Genomic DNA, 18,537 nt, shown 5'->3' on the forward strand with positions numbered 1-18,537 from the left:
CTCAGTCGGCGCTGCCGGATTCATTGTCTGCCGGGCGGTACGGGAAGCTACGATACGGAGGCGAACCATCCTTCTGCTCTACCACGAGAAACGACATGCCGTTCTCCCCGGTGACGGGATTGACGAGCCCGGTCCAGGCATGGAAGTCCCGCTCGATTCCGGCTTCGTTCTGTAGGTAGTGTGCCGTTGATTCGGCCGCCGTCGAGCCGTCCGGGGCGGTTTTGCACGACATCGAGAGGACCGGCATCCCTGGATTCTCGGCGAGGGCGCGTCGGAAATGCGGGTTCGCCTCGAGAATTCGGCCGAAATTCGTTCCGTCCACGCGTACCGTCGTCGGCCCACCGGCCGCACCCAGATCGACAGCGACTCCGAAGCTGGTCGGATTACCGTGGGCGTCGACATATACCGGGGCGTAGCCCAGGCGCTGTACATCTCCGCCCCAAGGGGCAGGTTCCGGACGGAACGCCCAATTCGGTGCGAAGGCCGCGGGCTGGTTCGGATCGGGCAATTTATCGCTGGGGACCGGCACATAGGCCATATCGCTCGTTCGTACCGGCTGCTGGGACCAGCTCGTGATCTGGCCTTCGTCCTGGTCCTTCGTCGGGAAGGACACCCCCAGGATATCGCCGTTCTGGTCTTTGATCGGAATGCTGTGAGCCTGTTCCGGACGGAATTGCACCACCGCGGAGTCGCCATCGGTGCCCGTGACGAGCCCATCGTCGCCGCGCCCGCTTCCTCCAGGGGAAGCGTCGTCCAGCGCGCGGGTGCCGGTGAACTCGACGCGCACGATCGAATCCGCGGCGGACTGCGTAGTTTTCGCGAATTCCCCGAGGTTGTGCCGCCCGAACTCGCCGATTTGCCTGCCGGCGGCTCCGATCCGCAGGCACATATGTTCCACGGCCGTATCGATGTACTGAAAAGAGCCGCTGCCAGTGGCCACCGATCCAGAGTGGCAGAGTCCGGATACCGGAACATACGGCTATTGCCGATGCTGGGAGGAACTCGAAAAGCGGAATACCCGCATCGGCCCGGCCGGCCCGGAAACACCGCGAGCGGCCCGGAAATCCGGGCCGCTCGCGGTGGAAATAGGACGGACCGAACCTCAGAACGCCGCTTCGTCGAGCTCCATGATGTCGTTGTCGAGGTTCGACAGGATGGTGCGGGTGGCGGTCAGTTCCGGCAGGATATTGCGGGCGAAGAACTGGGCCACGGCGACCTTGCCCTGGTAGAAACTCTTGTCCGCGCCGTCGGCGCCCGCGTCGAGGGCCGCACCGGCGATCTCGGCGTGGCGCAGCAACTGCCAGCCGATGAGCAGGTCGCCGACCGAGAGCAGGAAGCGCACCGAACCGAGGCCCACCTTGTAGAGCTCGTCGGTCTGTTCCTGGGCGCCCATCAGGTGGCCGGTCAGGGTGGCGGCCATGCCCTGAACATCCTCGAGTGCGGTAGCCAGCAGTTTCCGCTCACCCTTGAGGCGTCCGTTACCCGCTTCGGAGTCGATGAACTTCTGGATCTGTCCGGCCACGTGCGCCAGGGCCACACCGCGGTCACGGGCGATCTTGCGGAAGAAGAAGTCCTGCGCCTGGATGGCGGTGGTGCCCTCGTACAGCGAGTCGATCTTGGCGTCGCGGATGTACTGCTCGATCGGATAGTCCTGCAGGAAGCCGGAACCGCCCAGGGTCTGCAGCGATTCGGTCAGGTACTGGTAGGCCCGTTCCGAACCGACACCCTTGACGATCGGCAGCAGCAGGTCGTTGACCCGGGCGGCGGTATCGGCGTCCGCGCCGGAGACGGCGGCCGCGATATCGGCGTCCTGATGGGCGGCGGTGTAGAGGTACACCGCGCGCAGGCCTTCCGCGTACGCCTTCTGGGTGGCCAGGCTGCGGCGCACATCCGGGTGGTGGGTGATGCTGACGCGCGGCGCGGTCTTATCGGTCATCTTGGTCAGGTCGGCACCCTGGACACGCTGCTTGGCGTAGTCGAGCGCGTTCAGGTAGCCGGTCGACAGGGTGGCGATCGCCTTGGTGCCGACCATCATCCGCGCGTGCTCGATGACCTCGAACATCTGCGCGATGCCCTGGTGGACCTCACCGACGAGCCAGCCCTGGGCGGGGACGCCGTGGCCACCGAAGGTGACCTCGCAGGTGGCCGAGACCTTCAGGCCCATCTTGTGCTCGACATTGGTGACGAATACGCCGTTGCGCTCGCCCAGTTCGCCGGTCTCGTGATCGAAGTGGAACTTCGGTACGAAGAACAGCGACAGACCCTTGGTGCCCGCGCCCGCGCCCTCGGGGCGGGCGAGCACCAGGTGCATGATGTTCGGGAACAGATCGTCGGAGTCGGCCGAGGTGATGAAGCGCTTCACGCCCTCGATATGCCAGGAGCCGTCCTCCTGCTGGACCGCCTTGGTGCGGCCGGCGCCCACATCGGAGCCGGCGTCGGGCTCGGTGAGCACCATGGTGGCGCCCCAGCCCTGCTCGACAGCGATTTTCGCCCACTTCTTCTGCTCTTCGGTGGCGTTGTTGTAGAAGATATTGGCGAAGCCGGGGCCGGCGGCATACATGAAGGCCGCGGGCTGGGCGCCGAGGACCAGTTCGCCGATGGCCCAGTAGGCGGCGCGGGGGAAGTCGATACCGCCGAGCTCAGGGGCGACGGCGTAGGAGTCCCAGCCGCCTTCCTGCAAGGTGCGGTAGCTCTTCTTGAAGGATTCGGGGAGGGAGACGGTATGAGTCTCGGGGTCGAAGACCGGCGGGTTGCGGTCGGCGTCGGCGAAGGATTCGCCCAGCGGTCCCTCGGCCAGGCGACGGACCTCGTTCAGCATCTCCTTGACGGTGTCGGCGTCGAGATCGCCGTACGCGCCGGAATCCAGGATGCTGCCCAGACCGAGTACCTCGAAGAGGTTGAACTCCAGGTCGCGGACGTTGCTCTTGTAATGACCCATTGTGATACTCACTCTCCGTTGAGTCGGGTGCGGTCGGTGCAGATACCGTTCCCGCCCGTCGGTTGCCGTCGGGTAGCTGTCGCGTAACGGCAGGCTACTCGCGGGTAACTTATTGATTATATTACCGGCGAGTAAGGCAGTCGGCAAAGGGTCGCGCCGCATTGTGATGCGAAAAACAGGCAGCGGGCGCACAGCGGTGGTTTCGGGCCGGTCACGGCCGGGTGGCGTGTCGGTCGTGACAAGGAATGAGGTTCGCCCGACTGGGCCCGTTAGGGTGGGGCGTGCGGATCGAGACGAACTCAGGGCCCGCCGAGGCCGAGATCGATTACCCGGCCGTCCCGGCATTCCTGCTGGTCTTCACCCACGGTGCGGGCGGTGGTGTGGACTCCGCGGACATCCTGACCGTGCGTGATACGGCGCTTGCCGCCGGTGGAGTGGTGGCCCGCGTCCTGCAGCCCTACCGCGTCGCCGGCCGCCGCGCGCCCGGTAAACCCGAGCTTCAGGATCGGGCCTGGATGGAACTCATCGCCGCGTTGCGCGCGCAGATCGGGCCGGCACTGCCGCTGGTGCAGGGTGGGCGCAGCAATGGAGCGCGGGTGGCCTGCCGGACGGCGGTCGAGCTCGGCGCGCGCGGGGTGGTAGCAGTGTCGTTTCCGCTGCACCCACCCGGAAAACCGGAGAAGTCCCGTCGCGCGGAACTGCTGGCCGCCGGCGATGCCGATGTGGTGGTGATCAACGGCGGTAGTGACCCCTTCGGTATCCCGGACACCGCGGACGCGGCCGAGGTGCGGGTGATACCGGGTCAGCCGCATTCCTTCCGGAAAGGTTTCGACACCATCGCCGAAACCCTCGAGCCCTGGTTCCGGCGCTGGAGGTCTTGATCGGTGGTGTCGCCCGGTCCGGGCCGGATACCACGTCGTCGGTCCCGCGCTACTGTTCCCGCGTTGATTTCGTCGCCACGACGAGGGCATCGATCGCGTCCCTGTCCTCGGTCGGGCGCAGTACCTCTCGGGCCGTATCGATTTCGAGCCCGGATTCGGTTCCCAGATCCGCCACCACATCCTCGGGTGTGAACAGGATCGCCGGATCCTGCGGACCCCCGTGCCCCCGGGCCGGATTCTCGCTGTGATGGCCGAGCACGAAGAGCATGCCCCCGGGGGAGAGCGAATCGGCGGCCTGCCGTAGCAGGCGCCGGCGCTCGGGAGCCGGTAGATGCAGGAACACCAGCAGGACCAGCTCCCACGGGCCGCCGATTTCGAGCGCGGGGTCGGTGAGATCCGCGCACTGCCAGGTGATCCGTTCCCGGATCGACCGGGTCAGCCGGGTGGCCACTGTGCGGCCCTTGTCGATACCGACCTGGGAGAAGTCGATACCGTGCACCCGCCAGCCGTGCGTGGCCAGCCACAGCGCGTTCCGCCCCTCACCGCAGGCCAGATCCAGCGCGCGGGGCAGCTCGGGTACCTCGCCGTCGGGCCCGGGCAGGCGTGGTACGCGCCGCTCCAGTCCGTGCACGAACTCCACCATCGTGTTGTTCGGGGGCGCGCCCCACACCAATTCGCTCTGTACGTAACGCGCATCCCATTCGGCCGCCTTCATACGGCCAAGTGTATGGAGGCGGCCGGGCCGGGAGTCGCGGGTTCAGCTGTCGCCGCGGTCGGGCAGCCAGTGCACCGGCGTGGTCTCGCGGATGTGGATCAGCGCGTCGAACGAATCGCGCAGTGACTCCACCCGGAAGCGCGCTTCCTCATCCCGAGCCGGGTCGTATACCCCGCTGATCACCCGCATCCAAGCGGGCGCCGCCGTCCAGGCCCGGACCTCGGCGGGGACTTCTGCGCCGAGGTCGACGAACCAGGCGGGAAGGTCGACGGTACCGAGGACGGCGTCGACCAGGTCGGGACGCGGTGCCGGCGCCTGTGCCATCCCGAGATCGCCGTGGTGGAAACCGATCGCCACCGACCGATAGGACTTGCCGAAGTACGCGCGCAGATGGCTGCCTTCGGTGCGCATCCGCTCCGCGGCGGAGCCGATACTCGGATCGGCTGCGGCGGTGTGCCCGACCCCGTCCCAATAGACGATTCGAGCGCCGGTGCGCTCGTGATGGTCGATCAGCCTTTGCGCCGGGGCTGGTTCGCCGCCACCGAAGCCGCCTCGTCCGGCCACACTGCGCTCGTGGAAATCCACGATCGCCCGCAGGAGTTCCAGGGCGGTGGTCGATTCGCCCGCGGCTTCGGTATCGGCCCGCCGGGGGAGTGATTCCACCAGCGCGAGGGCGTCGCGGGCGCTTTCGGCGAACGGGCGCCCGGGGTGAACGCCCTGGTGACGCTGGACGTGCTCGTCGATCCGGTGTGCGCTGCGGATCGGTGTCAGATGCGATTGCAACTCCGCCAGTCGCGCGGGCGCCCGGCGGCGCACATACCTGAGCACTTCGTCGTAGTCGGCCGGTTCGGCCGCCGGGGGCCGGACGCCGACAACGCCGATCTGCTTCTCGGGGTGTTCGAGGTTGTGGGCGCGGATCCATTCCAGGCTCGCCACGGTCTCGGCGGTGCGCAGGGGCCGCCACGCACCGGCGAGCGCCTCGTGTGGATCACCCCCGGTGCGCACGTACGTGTCGAGTCGCGCGCCCGATCGGGCGCTGTCCTGGATAGCCAACGTCCGGAAACCGTGTTCGGTGACCAGTACTCGGAAGATCCGGTCCCTGATGTCGTAGGTCTGCCGGGAGAAGCGGGTGGATTCGCCGATTCCGACCACCGTGGCCGCGGCCAGGCGATCGATCAGCTTGCGCAGATCCGGTCCGGTATCGGTGGAGCGGGTGCCGAGTATGGGCTGCGCCGCGCTGCGCAGCCACTCGTACACCGCTTCGGTGGCGCCGGCCGGGGTCGAGGTGGTCGTCACGAGGACTCCTGGTGTCTCGGGGAGTATCGCGACCAGCCTCATACCTGAACCATACTTGAGGTCAAGCTTGTGGATCCCGATCGAACCGGGAATCTCACAACCGGGTGCGCATCAGTACGACGTTGTACTGATTGTGCAGGGTGGTGAGGAAGTACAGATCGCTTCCGGTCTGGTAAGGGAAAATCGATGGTGCGTAGGCGGTGGGCAATTCACGATTATCGATCAATACCCGCGGCTCGCTCCACGGTCCCGCCGGTGACGACGAGGTCCGCATCACCACCGAATTGAACGGGTCGGTGGTGAGCGAAACGAATTGTCCGAGATGGTCGTTCCACATCACCGAAAGTTCGCCGACGCCGTGCATGATCGGCCGCGCGGCATTGACATCGCCGCGTTTCCAGCCGCCCCCGTCCCAGTATTCGTAGGCGGCCAGGTTCTGGATATCGGGTTCCCGGACCCGGGAGACGTACGCGGCATTGTCGCGACCCGAGGCGGTGCCGTAGACGTAAACCCAACCGCCGTCCTTCAGAAAAGCGTTCATCTGGAAATTGCGGTTGGCGCCCTCGTTCGGACGCCGGGTGAAGGCGAGATCGGCCCAGGTTTCACCGTTATCCGCCGAAGCCGCCAGGCCGGAGTAATTGGTCGTCCATTCTCCGGGGGTGTCCCAGGTTTTCACCGACATAAGGCTCATGTACTGCACACCGCCCACCGAGATACCGGCGGTGGGAATTCTGCTGATCTCCAGCAGCGGGATCTTCGGGCTGGGTATCAGATCCCTGGCCTGGCCGAACACATCTCGGACCACGCTGTCGAAGAAAATTCCCTGACGCGGATCCCGGGTATGACTGCGGACCAGCACATTGCTGCGCCACGCCCACATACTGCCCGCGAGGAGATTGGGAAAACCGACCCCGGCGGTATCGCCGAATGCGGTCAGCATTTCGCCCTGCCCGTTGTCCCACATGATGCCCAGATCGGTCCCGAGCATGTTGTAGTTCTGGGTTCCGTTCGGGCTGGCCATACCGGTCACCTGGAAAACGGCTCGGGTGGCTCCGTGTAACTGGGGGAGTCCATTGGTGCCGTTCAACACGGGAATCGGATTGATGGCGTTGGGATTTGCGGTGGCCGGTGCGGTGGCGGCGATCAGTGCGGCCGATGCGCCCGCCAGCACCGAAATAAGTATCGAGCGGGTTCTCTTCAAGTCCGTCGGACCTCCGGGTCATGTCAAAGACGCCACCGTCATATACGGGGCGCCTCGATGGATACACGGAACATTTCGACTGGCTGGCGGAACGCGGCCATGTTAGCAGTGGGTTCGGCCTGATCAGACGCATTGTCGGCGGTTGTGCGCAGATGTTATTAACGGCCTCGGTGGATGCAATGATCCAGCGTCGCGGGTATCGTGCCGGGCCCTTGGTCCACAGGCGACATAGACCGCTCCATGGTCTAATCGAAAGTTAACCGTGGATTTCAGCGGGAGACTTCAGTGAGGAAGCGGAGGACGCATGCTGCCATCCGGAATGGACCCGCGCACACCGGTGCTCGTCGGCGTAGGGCAGGTTGTGCACCGATCCGGTGAACCGGGCCTGCCCGGACCGGTCGAGCTCGCGGCCGAATCGCTGCGCCGGGCCGGTACGGACAGCGGGACCGGGGACGCGCTGCTGCGTTCGGCGGATGTGATCGCATCGGTGGCGCCGGTGAGCCGACAGTACGCCGACCTGGGCACACTTGTCGCGGCCGAGCTGGGCACCTCCCCGAAACGGACACTGCAATCGGCGCCCTACGGCGGGGACGCCCCACAGCGGCTGCTGAATCTGCTGGCGAGCGAGATCGCCGAGGGCCGGTCTGATATCGCGTTGCTCTGCGGCGCCGAATCGGTCGCCTCCTGGAACGTCGCCGAACGGTCCGGTGCGGATCTCGGCTGGCCGGAGCAGGACGAGAACGCCCGGCCCGACCGGATCATCGGCTCCGACGACGCCCCCAACACCGATATGGAGACCGCGGCCGGTCTGTGGGGCCCGATCTATGTGTACGCGCTGATGGAATCGGCCATGCGCAACCGGCTCGGACTCGACGAGCAGGCCCACCTGGCCCGGATCGGCGGGCTGTGGTCGCGGTTCTCCGCCGTCGCGGCGCGCAACCCGTATGCCTGGTTGCCCCGCGAACGCAGCGTGGCCGAACTGATCACCACCGGACCTGACAACCGGATGGTCTCCACCCCGTATCCGAAGCTGTTGATGGCGAATCTGACGGTCGATCAGGGCGCCGCGCTGATCCTGTGCAGTGCCGCCGCGGCGGATGCGGCAGGAGTCCCGCGGGAGCTGTGGGTTTTCCCGCACGGTGGGGCCACCGCCACCGATACCTGGTTCCTCTCCGAACGGACCGATATGGCGGCGTCCCCGGCGATCGCCGCGGCCGGCCGGGCGGCGCTCGGCGGCGCGGGAATCGGGATAGACGATATCGCGCATATCGACCTGTACTCGTGCTTCCCGGTGGCCGTACAGATCGGCGCGGCCGCCCTCGGATTGTGCATCGACGAGCCGGAGCGACCGCTGACCGTCACCGGCGGCCTGACCTTCGGCGGCGGTCCCGGTAACAACTACAGCACCCACGGCATCGCGACCATGGCCGAGATCCTGCGGCGCAACCCCGCCGACTACGGCCTGACCACCGCTCTGGGCTGGTACATCACCAAGCACGGGGTGGGGGTCTATTCGGCGAAACCACCCGCCGGGTTGTTCCGGCCGGTGGAGGCCGAGGTACCCGTCGCCCGGCGGGAGACCGCACCCGGCTACACCGGGCCGGCGGTGATCGAGGCATATACGGTCCCGCACCGTAAGAGCAGCGCGGGCGACGAACCCGAAGCAGTCGTGGTGAGTGCTCTGAACCCGGCCGGTGCCCGCATACTTGTCCGGGCGACGGACAGCGAGACCATCGCGGCGGTCACCGCGGGCGACCGATTGGGCGCCGCCATCGATATCACCGCCGCCGACCGTTTCATCCTGCGTAGCGAGAGGACCGCCTGATGACCGATACCGTGCTCCTGGACCGGTGTGATGCCATAACCGTACTCACGGTGAACCGGCCGGCGGCGCGAAACGCCATCGATCTGGCCACCGCCAAGGCGATCGAGGCGGCGCTCGACGAGTTCGAAGCCGACGATTCGGCCCGGGTCCTGGTGCTCACCGGCGCCGACGGAACCTTCAGTGCCGGAATGGATCTGATCGCGATGACGCGCGGTGAGGTGCCGGTGACCGAGCGGCGCGGCCCGCTCGGGATCGCCTCGAATCCGCCGGCGAAACCGATGATCGCCGCAGTGGAGGGTTTCGCCCTCGCCGGCGGTTTCGAACTCGCGCTGTCCGGTGATCTGATCGTCGCCGCGCGGGACGCGAAATTCGGTCTGCCCGAGGTGAAGCGCGGTCTGGTGGCGGCGGCCGGTGGTGTCATGCGGCTGACCCAGCGCCTCCCGCGCAGTATCGCGGCCGAGCTCGCGCTCACCGGTGGGCGGATCAGCGCGGAACGTCTCTACCAGCTGGGTCTGGTCAACCGGGTGACCGAACCGGGTGAGGCCCTCGAGGTCGCGCTGGAGCTGGCCGGTGAGATCGCGGCCGCCGCTCCGCTCGCGGTGGCGGCCAGTAAACGGATCATCGACGAGACCCCCGATTGGACTGCCGCGGAGGGTTTCGCGAAGCAGGGCGAGATCGCCCTTCCCGCGCTGGTTTCCAAGGACGCGGCCGAGGGCGCGCTGGCATTCGCGGAGAAACGCGCCCCGGTCTGGCGGGGACGCTGAGCCTCCTGTCCGGAGCAGTCGGATTCCGGTTCGGCGGTTGCGCCGGATCCGGGACCCGGCTGCCCGACCGCCACCGGGACCCCGGACCCAGTACTGCAACAGCACTCTGTCGGGGTAGGGGTTCGGCGAGGCAAGCTGCGGCGGTAATTCCGCACCAACTCGCCGGTTCGGCCGATATTGTGCAATTTGCCCGAGGCTGTCCGCCGATTGTGGCACTTCGAGATAATTCCCGGTCTCGAACCACTGGCTAACCTGACACCATACCGATTCCAGAGCTGGTGACGGGTTCGTCCGGAACCGTCGACAATCCTGTGGCGAGGCTCGATTGAGCAACGACATGACCAGGGTCTTGACCCGCGTGATGAACGATCTGAAACGTCTGACGGGTAACGGATCCGAGGGTATCGCGGATTTCGGCAGGGGTGCGGCTCGCTTTATCAGCAGGGATGCCGCCGAGAAGGTGCATGCCGATGGGCGTGGATCTGGGGGTATCGGGGCACATCCACGTCGGCCTTCTGTAGTTCCGCGGTGGCGACAACGACGCAGCGCACCCCGTCGGGTGCCGTCCCTATCAGAGGCCGGTTGTGGTCGTCACAGCCGATCTCCACCACGGAGTCCCGGATCCGGGATACGAGCTCGTCGCCGAGCAGTTGGTCACCGGCTGCCACGCGGCGAAGGACCGACACCATGAGACGTACACAATAGGTGGACATAGGTTCGGTCGACTGGCACCACACCGCGGATCGGCACCGACTCATCCAAATGTCGTTGCAGTACTCAGAAGCGGTGCCCGGCGTCGTCCCGCAGGGTGGGCAGCCAGTCCAGGAGCACGCGGACGCAGCCATCGGGGTCGTCGTAGAAGGGTGTGTGGCCGCTACCGGCGAGCGTGATGTGGCGGGCCGCGGGCAGCGATTTGCGGGCTCGGCGGCTCTGCGTGGCGTAGGTGAGCAGGATGTCGCGGTTACCCCAGGCGATCGTCACCGGCAGATCCGCGAGCGCGGCGGGGTCGTGCAGTTTCGCGTCGGTGAACGAGGCCAGGGCCGGGGAGAACCCCAGCGAGTCGACCGCGCCGCGCGCGGTGTCCAGCGCGACCTGCGCGCTGACGGCCCACGGTTTGCCGAAGACCAGACCCAGGAACGCGGTCCGGCCGACCGGGCTCCCGAGTACTTTCGGCACGGCGGGGCCGAGGACGCGACCGAGTGTCTTGGACCGTCCCAGCGACTGCTGGCACCAGATACGGCCGGCAGTATCCCAGAAGAAGATCGGGGAGAAGGCGGTCACCGAACGGGCCAGGCCGCGTGCGCCCAGATTCAGCGAGATTCCGCCGCCCATGGAATTTCCGGCCAGGTGGGGCCGGTCGATGCCCTGGTCGTCGAGGAAGCCGGCGAGCGCGTCGGTCAGTGTGTCGACAGTGGTGTGCGGAAGTGGTGCGGAATCGCCGAAACCGGGGAGATCCACCGCGATCACATCGAACTGTTCGGCGAGTGCGCCGATGACGGGTTCCCAGACCTGCCACCGGCTGCCGACCCCGTGGACCAGCACCAGTGGTTCACCGCGGCCTTCGCGATGGTGGTTGAGGATCGTCATGTTCGCCGCTTTCCGATCAGATCGCGATTCCGGGGCTCTCAGATTAACAGCAGGCGCCAGCCCTCAGTTGGCTCCGCGCGGCCTCCGGTGAGTCCGGTCCGGGTGGCCGCCGGGTGCGGTGGACGCGCTCCGGGCTGTGAATCGCGTCGGAATTCCGGGCCCCAGGTTGCGGGCCGAGTGTGACTGCGACTACACACATGCGTGGACGTCACGCGGGCGGCCGCGGGTACTGTTCCCCGGTCGGCGCAGCGTCGTGCGATACATCTGAGAGAGGAACCCGGTGCGGAAGACCCTGATTACCGCGACCTTCGTCATTCTGCCGCTGTTGGCGGCCTGCGGTAGCGATACCGAATCCGCGCCTGCGCTGACCGAAGCGGATCTGTCCAAATCCTTGCAGCAGAAAGGAATCCAGGATCCCGCCTTCGCCGACTGCGCCGCGAAACTGTACATCACGCAGGGCATCTCGCAAGACGGCCTGCGGACCATGGTCAGTGACGAATTCGACACCCGGATGGCCGATCCGGAGACCCTCGGCATGAGCCAGGACGACGCCGACAAAGCCCGGGCAGCGACCAACAAAATCGTCACCGAATGCCTCGGTAACGTGCAATAGCGGTTACCCGGAAATGATTCTCGCTGATCGCAATACTGCTTTCGGGAATCACCTCACAGCAGCATGCCTGCATGACACCACAGAATCCGCCCTTCGCCGCGGCCCGCACGGCCGCGGTGATCGGCGCCGACCCGGCGGGCGTCACCGCTGCGCTGGGGTTGCTCGACGCGGGTTTCGATGTCGCGCTCTACAGCGACCGTGACCAGAACGCGTTGCGCAATCGAACGCGGCCGGGTGTTCGGGCCGTCGCGGTGGCTCCGCACCCGGCGGGCCCGGCGGGCAGCAGCCGGCGCCCCGGCCGTACATCCCGGCCCACCGGTCGGATCGCCTTCGACGGCTATATCGGCGTCACGGTGGACAGTACGTTCGAGACCGCGGGCCGGATCACCTCCTTCGTGGAGCGGGGCGGGGCGTTCCTGGTGGAATCGGTGACGCCGGAATCGCTCGGAGCGATCGCCGCGTCCACCGATCTCACCCTGGTCGCCACGGGCCGGGGCCGTCTGGCCGGGTACTTCCCGGCCGCCGCCGACTGTCCCGTGCACCGAGGTTCGCCCCGATCCCTGAAGGGGCTGTACGTACTCACCCGGACCACCGGTTCCGATCGTGTCGAGCCGAACCCTCCCGCTGCCGGGCCCCGGATGGTGCACTGAGGTCACAGCACCAGTCGAGTCCGGCGCGCGCCGGAGACAGGAGGCTCCGGCGTGACCGTGGCAGTGGTGGTCGGTAATCCGAAACCGGCATCTCGAACTCTTTCCGCGGCCGTCGGCCTCGCCACAGCACTACGGCCGGATACCGAGCCCGCGGTCATCGATCTGGTCGAGTTCGGGCCCGGCCTGCTGAACTGGGGTGATCCGGCGGTCGCCGAGGCTGCCGGCGCCGTGGCCGCCGCCGAGCTGGTGGTATTCGCCAGCCCCACCTTCAAGGCCACCTACACCGGTCTGCTGAAACTGTTCCTCGAGCAGTTCGACGGCGGTACCGGGCTGGCCGGGGTACTGGCCGTCCCTTTGATGCTGGGTGCGGGCCCCACTCACGCGCTCGCCCCGGATCTGCTGCTCAAACCGGTCCTGGTGGAGCTGGGCGCGACCACCGCCCTGCCCGGGTTGTACCTCTCCGACCGGACGTTCGCCGAGGACGGCGTGCTCGACGCGTACGCCGACCGATGGCGGCCGGTGGCGCAGGCGCTGTCGGCGACGACAACCCATTCGAAGTGAGGGGCGAATCATGAACGAGGTCTTCGAAACCCCCGCCGACGGCACCGGCCTGCGCCGCGCCTTCGCCAACTTCCCGAGCGGGGTCGTCGCGGTCTGCGCCGATATCGACGGAAAGCCGGTCGGGCTGGCGGTGAGCACTTTCGTCCCGGTCTCCCTGGATCCGCCACTGGTGTCGTTCTGCATCCAGAACAGCTCGTCGACCTGGCCCAAACTGGTCGACGCGGGCTATCTCGGCCTGAGCCTGCTGGGCACCGACCAGCAGCAGGCGGCGCGCTCGCTCAGCTCCCGTACCGGCGATCGTTTCCGCGACCTGGAACTGCACGAGGGCACCGGCGAAGCCGTGTTCATCCAGGGCGCCTCGGTATGGATCGAGGGGACGCCCGAAGCGCACGTCCCAGCCGGTGACCACACGGTGGTGATCCTGCGGGTCAACCGGCTGGCCATCCATCCCGATCGCGAACCCCTGGTCTTCCACGGCTCCCGTTTCCGCCTGCTGCACGCCAGCTGACTGCTCCGGCGACCGGGACGGGATGTGGCACCGGGTAGCTGAACTGCGGTGATCCTGCTCCGAAGCGGTTCGGCGTGGGTTTCGGGAGCCACTCGGCCGCGGAGTCGGCGAAACGACGGCAATTCGCTGGAGGAGTGCGCCCGGCTTTGCGAGAGTAGCCATATGACCGTATTCGCCAGCGAGCCGCCCGCGTCCTTCGAATCCTTCGACGGGACCAGGATCTATTACCGGCGGGTCGGGTCGGGGTCGCCGGTGATCATGATCCACGGCTCCGGCGGCGGATTGCACTCGTGGCAGCCGGTGGCCGAATATCTGGCCGACCGGTTCGAGTTGTGGCTGCCGGCCCGTCGCGGCTATGCGCCGAGCGGGCCCGGCCACGCGCCCAAGCACTACGCCGACGAGGCGCGCGACCTCGGAATGATCATCGATATGATCGACCGGCCCGCGCATCTGGTGGGTATGTCCTACGGTGCCACGGTCGCCCTGCACGCCGCGGCCGCCGGACTCCCGGTCCGTTCGCTGGCGCTGTGGGAGCCGCCGCTGTACGCGGCGGGTGGGGAGCTCGCACCGGTCCTCGCCCGATACGAGGAACTCACCGCGAACGGTGAACGCGGCCGAGCCCTCCGGGTGCTGGCGGAAAAGGTCTCCCGAGTCCCGGCGTCACTGCTGGAGGCTGCGGGCGAGGCAGATCCGGACCAGAACGATCCCGACGACTCCTACGGCTGGAGCCGGGATCTCGAGTCGATGATCGCCGATACGACCTATCTCGATCGCTGGTCGAGCGTGATCACCCCCACGCTGCTGATGCGTGGCTCGGACACCTGGGAGCCGATGCCGGAAACCGTAGACCGACTGGCGAGGGTTATGCCGCACGCGGCGCTCGAGATTTTTCCCGGGCAGATGCATTTCGCGCCGTCGACGATCCCCGAAACCGTGGCGAGAACCCTCGCGGAGTTCCTGTACTAGGTCCGCAGGACCGGCACCATCTCCGGACACAGCACGTCCACACTCGTCCCCAGGAACCAGCCCTCCTGCATACCGGGCGCGACTCCCGCGCCGATCAGCTGCTGCCGCGCGGTGAGCTTGCCGCGCGCCGTGGGATCCGCGTGTAACGTTCCGCACACCTGTTCACCGAGGGCTACCGCGTCGGGGCGGTCGGCGCCCACGATCGCGAGACGGGTGTGCAACGCGAAATCGGCCGGGACGCCGGGTGCGGGGGCCGCATGGGCCTCGGCACCGGAAACGGCTCCACCGACGGTCAGCGCGACCCCGGACAGCACGGCGAAGGCACCGGCGGACAAGTATTCGAGCAAAACGATCTCCTCGGTTCGTGAAATCGTGATCGACCCGAGGGATCGGGACGTCACGGTTATGGCGAGGGCCAGGTTTTCGGCCGGATCCCGCCGTTCACAAACCGCATCATTCACTCATCTCTTCGCATTCAAACGTATTGCGCGGAAATGGCTCTCGTGCGTCAATTCGGTGGCGTATTCGGGCACCGGGCCGGGGAATCCGGCTCGCGCGAATTCACGGTCGACTCCGCACAGCGGGCGAGACGATCAGTGGCGGCGGGGGGAGGACGTCCCGGGATCCGATGTACTGATGCGGGACCCGCGGCTCTGACCCCAAGCAGCTACGAACTGCGGATAGTGGCACATCTGTGGCGCAGATGGGATCGGTAGCCGGAAGGCAGCAGCGGAGACATGAAGCTAATGGTATGGATGACCAGCGCGGATACTGTGAAGGTATTGGTGGAGCCGGTGACGGGAATCGAACCCGCGCCATCTGCTTGGGAAGCAGAAGTTCTGCCATTGAACTACACCGGCCTGCGCTCACAGGCGCGAAAGGCAGCTTAGCAGAGGCCGGACGCGAGCTCTAATTTTTCGGTTCGCCCGCCGGCCTTCCGCTGCCGAAGCTCGACGATCAGCGTTCGGACCAGACACCGAGCCGGTTACCGCTGGGGTCGGTGAAATGGAAGCGGCGACCACCGGGGAAGTCGAAGGGGCCTTCGACCACCGTGCCGCCCGCCGCTCCGACCGAGCGGAGGGTGGTGTCGAGGTCCGCGGAGTACAGCAGGACCAACGGTCCGCCGGTGGAGACTTCGTCGGCGGGGGCGAGGCCGCCCGCTTCGCCTTCCGAGCCGTCGAAGCGGCGGATACCGGCGTAGGTGGGGCCGTAGTCGTTGAATTCCCAGCCGAACGCCGACCGGTAGAAGCGTTTGGCGGCGTCGAGGTCGGTGACGGCGAGTTCGATGTAGTCGATGCCGTGATGGGTGTGCGCGCTCGTCTCGGACATGCCTGGAGTATGCCCGCGGGATATGACAGGAAACGGGACCCCGAGGACCGGGGGCTTCGCTCCGCGGGGCGGTCGCTACGCTCGTGGCGTGCTGCTTTCCGATCGTGACATCCGGGCGGAGTTCGCCGCCGGACGGTTCGGGCTCGAACCGTTCGAGGACAACCTGGTCCAGCCGTCCAGTATCGATGTGCGGCTGGACCGGATGTTCCGGGTCTTCAACAACACTCGCTACACCCATATCGACCCGGCGCAGCGCCAGGACGAGCTGACGAGCCTGGTGGAGCCCACCGAGGGCGAGCCGTTCGTCCTGCATCCCGGCGAATTCGTGCTCGGGTCCACGCTGGAGGTGTGCACCCTGCCCGACGATCTGGCCGGGCGCCTGGAGGGTAAGTCGAGTCTGGGGCGGCTGGGGCTGCTCACGCATTCGACGGCCGGGTTCATCGACCCCGGGTTCAGCGGTCACATCACCCTGGAGCTGTCGAATGTGGCGAATCTGCCGATCACCCTGTGGCCGGGTATGAAGATCGGGCAGCTGTGCCTGTTCCGGCTGACCAGCCCGGCGGAGAATCCGTACGGCAGCGCGGGTGCCGGGTCGAAGTACCAGGGGCAGCGTGGGCCCACGCCGTCGCGGGCGTATCTGAATTTCCCGGCATCGAGTCGGTGACCGCACTCGCGGGCCCGTCGACGAGACCGTCGTGTTCGTGACCGAAGCCTGGATGATCGATGACGGCAGCGCCGTCGCTGATCCCCCGTGGAGGCGCTGAGGACACTCCGGGTGAGGATCGGCAACGGGCAGTTCGGGATGTGCCGTCGGATGGTCGATCGCTGAGCGGGACGCCCTATTGGTCGTCGGTGCCGCGCGGGCCGAGCACGAGATCCGAGGTCCGGGCCAGCACCTCGCCGCGGTCGGTGCCGTCGAGTGGATCGGCGGCCAGGAAGTGCATGCCGATTCGCGCGCAGAAGGCGAGCAGGCTGCGTGCCTCGATTTCGACCGGGTCGGTGAAGTAGGTCCCGATCATTTCGCGCAGCAGTGCCATACGCTGGTTGTCGACCCGGCGCAGCCGCTCGGCGACTTCGTCGTCGCGCCGGGCCCAGTCTCGGATAGCGAGGTCGATGGGCAGCAGCTCGGGGGACAGGGTGAGCGCGCCGGCGCGCTGGATCTTGGTTCGCGCGTCGCCTCCTTCGCGCGTGACGTTTTCGAGTACGTCGTCGATGCTGCGCTGCTCCCAGGTGTCCAGCATCGCCTCGAGCAGTGCGTTGCGGTCTGCGAAATATCCGTAGAACCCACCCTTGGTCACACCGAGCGATTTCGCGAGGGCTTCGACGCGGACCGCGTCGGGGCCGCCGCGGGCCAGGGCACGTAACCCTTCATCGATCCAGCCCGCGGTCGTCGTCCGTACCGCGCCCACCATGTGTCTCCCTTCACAGTCCAAGGTGTATACGGCACCGTATATTCGCGCTACCGTCTTATATACGCCAGCGTATAACAGAAGGTGGGTGTCAGAGATGACCGAGAATTCCGAGATGCGCCCGACGACCGGCTCCGCGGCTCCGGTTGCCTTCCAGCAGCACGACATCGACGAGTCGATCCGGGCGCACAGTGGCATGGCGGCGTACGACTACGCCGACCAGTTCACGATCGTCACGAAGGCCGCCGCGTCCGCGACGCCGGAAGAATGGGCGCGTATCGCCCTCGACGAAGTGGCGGGTACCCAGGGACAGGTCGTCTGGCGGGTCGTGCTGGGGCTGCGGCTGGCTCGCCGATCTGCGGCCGGACAGGTGGCCGGATGGCCGATCGTCGAGCGTGGTACCACCTGGATCACCCTGGGGGCGCGGTCCTGGCTGCTCAGCGGCCGTCTGGTTCTGGAGATTTCCGACGGGACCGTTTCTGTGGGTACTTTTCTCCGCTACGAGTCCCGGCTCGGGGGGCGCGTCTGGGCTGCTGTGTCCCCGGGGCATCGACGCTTCGCGCCGGAGCTGCTGAACGAGGCGACACGCATTCTCTCGGCGCGGTCGTGACGCGGTACCTGTCGGGAGTATCCGGTCCGGACGGGGCCGCTCGGCCGCCGGTGTGCACGTCCCGCGGTGCGCGACAGCCGTATAGGACGTTCCGGACAGTCGGGCGGGCTACGTCCGGCAGACTCGGCTGCCGGACGTAGCCCCATCCCCGGTCATTCCACGGCGCCGCCGGCCAGGAGCGCCGCGTTGATCACCGAGGAGAGCGGCGGCAGTAGGCCGTCGCGTTCCGGTGGTACCACCCAGTTGCAGCCTTCGCGGTTCCAGCGACCCAGGCCGGTGGGTAGCATGACCGCGCTGCCGATGCCCGGGATATCGATATCGATGCGTTGCAGCATCTCGATCACTTCCGGATCCGGCCGGCGATCCGGGTACGCCAGGAAACTCCAGCGAATCTGCCGGGCCAGCATGGGGACTCGGATATCCCGTGATTCCAGTAGTTCGCGGACGGCTTTCGCGCGTTCGGTGGGTAGATGGACAACACAGGCCCGGCTGGTGATCGGCAGCATCACGAAGCCGCCGCGTTCGGTGGCCGATAACCCGAATTCGTGACGATAGTAAGCGGCCCAGTCGTCGACCGTTCTGAGCTTTTCCACGTTCACGGTGTATCCCCTTGCCTCCTGCTGCCGAGCCTCCCTGGCGTGCCGAGCCACGGCCCTGTGCCGGTTTCGCCGACCTGTTCTTCCA

At 66.9% G+C, this 18,537-nt stretch carries 21 protein-coding genes and 1 tRNA gene; 10 read left to right on the plus strand and 12 right to left on the minus strand.

The features are described 5' to 3' along the window. Position 1: 1 nt before the first annotated feature. Both IEY68_RS32530 and IEY68_RS32535 read right to left on the minus strand, forming a co-directional pair. Positions 2-940: a hypothetical protein gene (locus tag IEY68_RS32530; RefSeq protein WP_189094620.1), complete on the minus strand. Its 939-nt coding sequence runs from the start codon at positions 938-940 to the stop codon at positions 2-4. A 162-nt stretch (positions 941-1,102) separates the two neighbouring features. Beyond that, positions 1,103-2,938: an acyl-CoA dehydrogenase gene (locus IEY68_RS32535; protein WP_062999941.1), complete on the minus strand. Its 1,836-nt coding sequence runs from the start codon at positions 2,936-2,938 to the stop codon at positions 1,103-1,105. A gap of 281 nt (positions 2,939-3,219) precedes the next feature. On the opposite strand from IEY68_RS32535, the gene IEY68_RS32540 reads away from it, so the two are divergent. Next, a complete protein-coding gene (locus IEY68_RS32540) occupies positions 3,220-3,819 on the plus strand; it encodes an alpha/beta hydrolase family protein (RefSeq protein ID WP_062999939.1) in 600 nt (199 codons plus the stop codon). Between the two features lie 49 nt (positions 3,820-3,868). Here the strand turns inward: IEY68_RS32540 and IEY68_RS32545 are convergent, their stop codons facing one another. The 3 genes from IEY68_RS32545 to IEY68_RS32555 form a co-directional block, all read right to left on the minus strand. Further along, positions 3,869-4,534 carry a class I SAM-dependent methyltransferase gene (locus IEY68_RS32545; RefSeq protein WP_062999937.1) on the minus strand — a complete coding sequence of 222 codons (666 nt, stop codon included), beginning with the start codon at positions 4,532-4,534 and terminating at the stop codon, positions 3,869-3,871. A gap of 42 nt (positions 4,535-4,576) precedes the next feature. Next, on the minus strand, positions 4,577-5,830 hold the full coding sequence (locus IEY68_RS32550; RefSeq protein ID WP_062999954.1) for an erythromycin esterase family protein: 1,254 nt from the start codon (positions 5,828-5,830) through the stop codon (positions 4,577-4,579). A gap of 94 nt (positions 5,831-5,924) precedes the next feature. Beyond that, positions 5,925-7,001, minus strand: a complete 1,077-nt coding sequence (locus IEY68_RS32555) for a glycoside hydrolase family 183 protein (RefSeq protein ID WP_229719174.1) — start codon at positions 6,999-7,001, stop codon at positions 5,925-5,927. A gap of 334 nt (positions 7,002-7,335) precedes the next feature. Between IEY68_RS32555 and IEY68_RS32560 the strand changes: the two genes are divergently transcribed. Both IEY68_RS32560 and IEY68_RS32565 read left to right on the plus strand, forming a co-directional pair. Beyond that, positions 7,336-8,856: a TLP1 C-terminal extension domain-containing protein gene (locus IEY68_RS32560; protein WP_062999933.1), complete on the plus strand. Its 1,521-nt coding sequence runs from the start codon at positions 7,336-7,338 to the stop codon at positions 8,854-8,856. Continuing rightward, the gene (locus IEY68_RS32565; RefSeq protein ID WP_062999931.1) at positions 8,856-9,620 is read left to right on the plus strand and encodes a crotonase/enoyl-CoA hydratase family protein; all 765 of its coding nucleotides are present in this window, start codon (positions 8,856-8,858) and stop codon (positions 9,618-9,620) included. Before IEY68_RS32560 ends, IEY68_RS32565 begins: the two co-directional genes overlap by 1 nt. Positions 9,621-10,057: 437 nt before the next feature. On the opposite strand, the gene IEY68_RS32570 is transcribed toward IEY68_RS32565, so the two are convergent. Beyond that, entirely contained in the window at positions 10,058-10,309 is a 252-nt protein-coding gene (locus tag IEY68_RS32570; RefSeq protein WP_062999930.1) for a hypothetical protein, read from the minus strand. 88 nt (positions 10,310-10,397) lie between these two features. Further along, the gene (locus tag IEY68_RS32575) at positions 10,398-11,207 is read right to left on the minus strand and encodes an alpha/beta fold hydrolase (protein ID WP_062999928.1); all 810 of its coding nucleotides are present in this window, start codon (positions 11,205-11,207) and stop codon (positions 10,398-10,400) included. A gap of 280 nt (positions 11,208-11,487) precedes the next feature. On the opposite strand from IEY68_RS32575, the gene IEY68_RS32580 reads away from it, so the two are divergent. The 5 genes from IEY68_RS32580 to IEY68_RS32600 all read left to right on the plus strand — a co-directional run bounded on the left by IEY68_RS32580 (position 11,488) and on the right by IEY68_RS32600 (position 14,505). Continuing rightward, a complete protein-coding gene (locus tag IEY68_RS32580) occupies positions 11,488-11,820 on the plus strand; it encodes a hypothetical protein (protein ID WP_062999926.1) in 333 nt (110 codons plus the stop codon). 71 nt (positions 11,821-11,891) lie between these two features. Continuing rightward, positions 11,892-12,470 (plus strand): NAD(P)/FAD-dependent oxidoreductase, encoded by a 579-nt coding sequence (locus tag IEY68_RS32585; RefSeq protein ID WP_062999924.1) that lies wholly within the window; start codon positions 11,892-11,894, stop codon positions 12,468-12,470. A gap of 51 nt (positions 12,471-12,521) precedes the next feature. Further along, positions 12,522-13,031 carry an NADPH-dependent FMN reductase gene (locus IEY68_RS32590; protein ID WP_062999922.1) on the plus strand — a complete coding sequence of 170 codons (510 nt, stop codon included), beginning with the start codon at positions 12,522-12,524 and terminating at the stop codon, positions 13,029-13,031. 10 nt (positions 13,032-13,041) lie between these two features. Next, positions 13,042-13,539, plus strand: coding sequence for a flavin reductase family protein (locus IEY68_RS32595; protein ID WP_062999920.1), 498 nt, complete (start codon positions 13,042-13,044; stop codon positions 13,537-13,539). 162 nt (positions 13,540-13,701) lie between these two features. Beyond that, positions 13,702-14,505, plus strand: coding sequence for an alpha/beta fold hydrolase (locus tag IEY68_RS32600; RefSeq protein WP_062999918.1), 804 nt, complete (start codon positions 13,702-13,704; stop codon positions 14,503-14,505). Here the strand turns inward: IEY68_RS32600 and IEY68_RS32605 are convergent. The 3 genes from IEY68_RS32605 to IEY68_RS32615 all read right to left on the minus strand — a co-directional run bounded on the left by IEY68_RS32605 (position 14,502) and on the right by IEY68_RS32615 (position 15,834). Beyond that, positions 14,502-14,852, minus strand: coding sequence for a DUF732 domain-containing protein (locus IEY68_RS32605; RefSeq protein ID WP_189094622.1), 351 nt, complete (start codon positions 14,850-14,852; stop codon positions 14,502-14,504). The two genes, IEY68_RS32600 and IEY68_RS32605, sit on opposite strands and share 4 nt — an antisense overlap. A gap of 439 nt (positions 14,853-15,291) precedes the next feature. Next, positions 15,292-15,365 (minus strand) — tRNA-Gly (locus IEY68_RS32610). Positions 15,366-15,462: 97 nt separating this feature from the next. After that, positions 15,463-15,834, minus strand: a complete 372-nt coding sequence (locus tag IEY68_RS32615; RefSeq protein WP_062999914.1) for a VOC family protein — start codon at positions 15,832-15,834, stop codon at positions 15,463-15,465. An 88-nt stretch (positions 15,835-15,922) separates the two neighbouring features. Between IEY68_RS32615 and dcd the strand changes: the two genes are divergently transcribed. Beyond that, complete coding sequence (dcd, locus tag IEY68_RS32620) at positions 15,923-16,498, plus strand: dCTP deaminase (protein WP_062999912.1); 576 nt, start codon at positions 15,923-15,925, stop codon at positions 16,496-16,498. A gap of 175 nt (positions 16,499-16,673) precedes the next feature. Here the strand turns inward: dcd and IEY68_RS32625 are convergent, their stop codons facing one another. After that, on the minus strand, positions 16,674-17,246 hold the full coding sequence (locus IEY68_RS32625; RefSeq protein WP_062999911.1) for a TetR/AcrR family transcriptional regulator: 573 nt from the start codon (positions 17,244-17,246) through the stop codon (positions 16,674-16,676). Between the two features lie 94 nt (positions 17,247-17,340). Between IEY68_RS32625 and IEY68_RS32630 the strand changes: the two genes are divergently transcribed. Further along, complete coding sequence (locus IEY68_RS32630; RefSeq protein ID WP_229719175.1) at positions 17,341-17,853, plus strand: hypothetical protein; 513 nt, start codon at positions 17,341-17,343, stop codon at positions 17,851-17,853. Between the two features lie 152 nt (positions 17,854-18,005). Here the strand turns inward: IEY68_RS32630 and IEY68_RS32635 are convergent, their stop codons facing one another. Continuing rightward, positions 18,006-18,446 (minus strand): hypothetical protein, encoded by a 441-nt coding sequence (locus tag IEY68_RS32635; protein WP_229719176.1) that lies wholly within the window; start codon positions 18,444-18,446, stop codon positions 18,006-18,008. Positions 18,447-18,537 lie beyond the last annotated feature (91 nt).

Origin of the sequence: Nocardia jinanensis, from assembly GCF_014645735.1 — a bacterium.
Lineage (GTDB): Bacteria > Actinomycetota > Actinomycetes > Mycobacteriales > Mycobacteriaceae > Nocardia > Nocardia jinanensis.

Coding starts and splice junctions, on each gene's coding strand:
- IEY68_RS32535 (WP_062999941.1), bottom strand. CDS start 2,938: ATGGGTCATTACAAGAGCAACGTCCGCGACCTGGAGTTCAACCTCTTC.
- IEY68_RS32545 (WP_062999937.1), bottom strand. CDS start 4,534: ATGAAGGCGGCCGAATGGGATGCGCGTTACGTACAGAGCGAATTGGTG.
- IEY68_RS32560 (WP_062999933.1), top strand. CDS start 7,336: ATGCTGCCATCCGGAATGGACCCGCGCACACCGGTGCTCGTCGGCGTA.
- IEY68_RS32565 (WP_062999931.1), top strand. CDS start 8,856: ATGACCGATACCGTGCTCCTGGACCGGTGTGATGCCATAACCGTACTC.
- IEY68_RS32570 (WP_062999930.1), bottom strand. CDS start 10,309: ATGGTGTCGGTCCTTCGCCGCGTGGCAGCCGGTGACCAACTGCTCGGC.
- IEY68_RS32575 (WP_062999928.1), bottom strand. CDS start 11,207: ATGACGATCCTCAACCACCATCGCGAAGGCCGCGGTGAACCACTGGTG.
- IEY68_RS32585 (WP_062999924.1), top strand. CDS start 11,892: ATGACACCACAGAATCCGCCCTTCGCCGCGGCCCGCACGGCCGCGGTG.
- IEY68_RS32595 (WP_062999920.1), top strand. CDS start 13,042: ATGAACGAGGTCTTCGAAACCCCCGCCGACGGCACCGGCCTGCGCCGC.
- IEY68_RS32600 (WP_062999918.1), top strand. CDS start 13,702: ATGACCGTATTCGCCAGCGAGCCGCCCGCGTCCTTCGAATCCTTCGAC.
- IEY68_RS32615 (WP_062999914.1), bottom strand. CDS start 15,834: ATGTCCGAGACGAGCGCGCACACCCATCACGGCATCGACTACATCGAA.
- IEY68_RS32625 (WP_062999911.1), bottom strand. CDS start 17,246: ATGGTGGGCGCGGTACGGACGACGACCGCGGGCTGGATCGATGAAGGG.
- IEY68_RS32630 (WP_229719175.1), top strand. CDS start 17,341: ATGACCGAGAATTCCGAGATGCGCCCGACGACCGGCTCCGCGGCTCCG.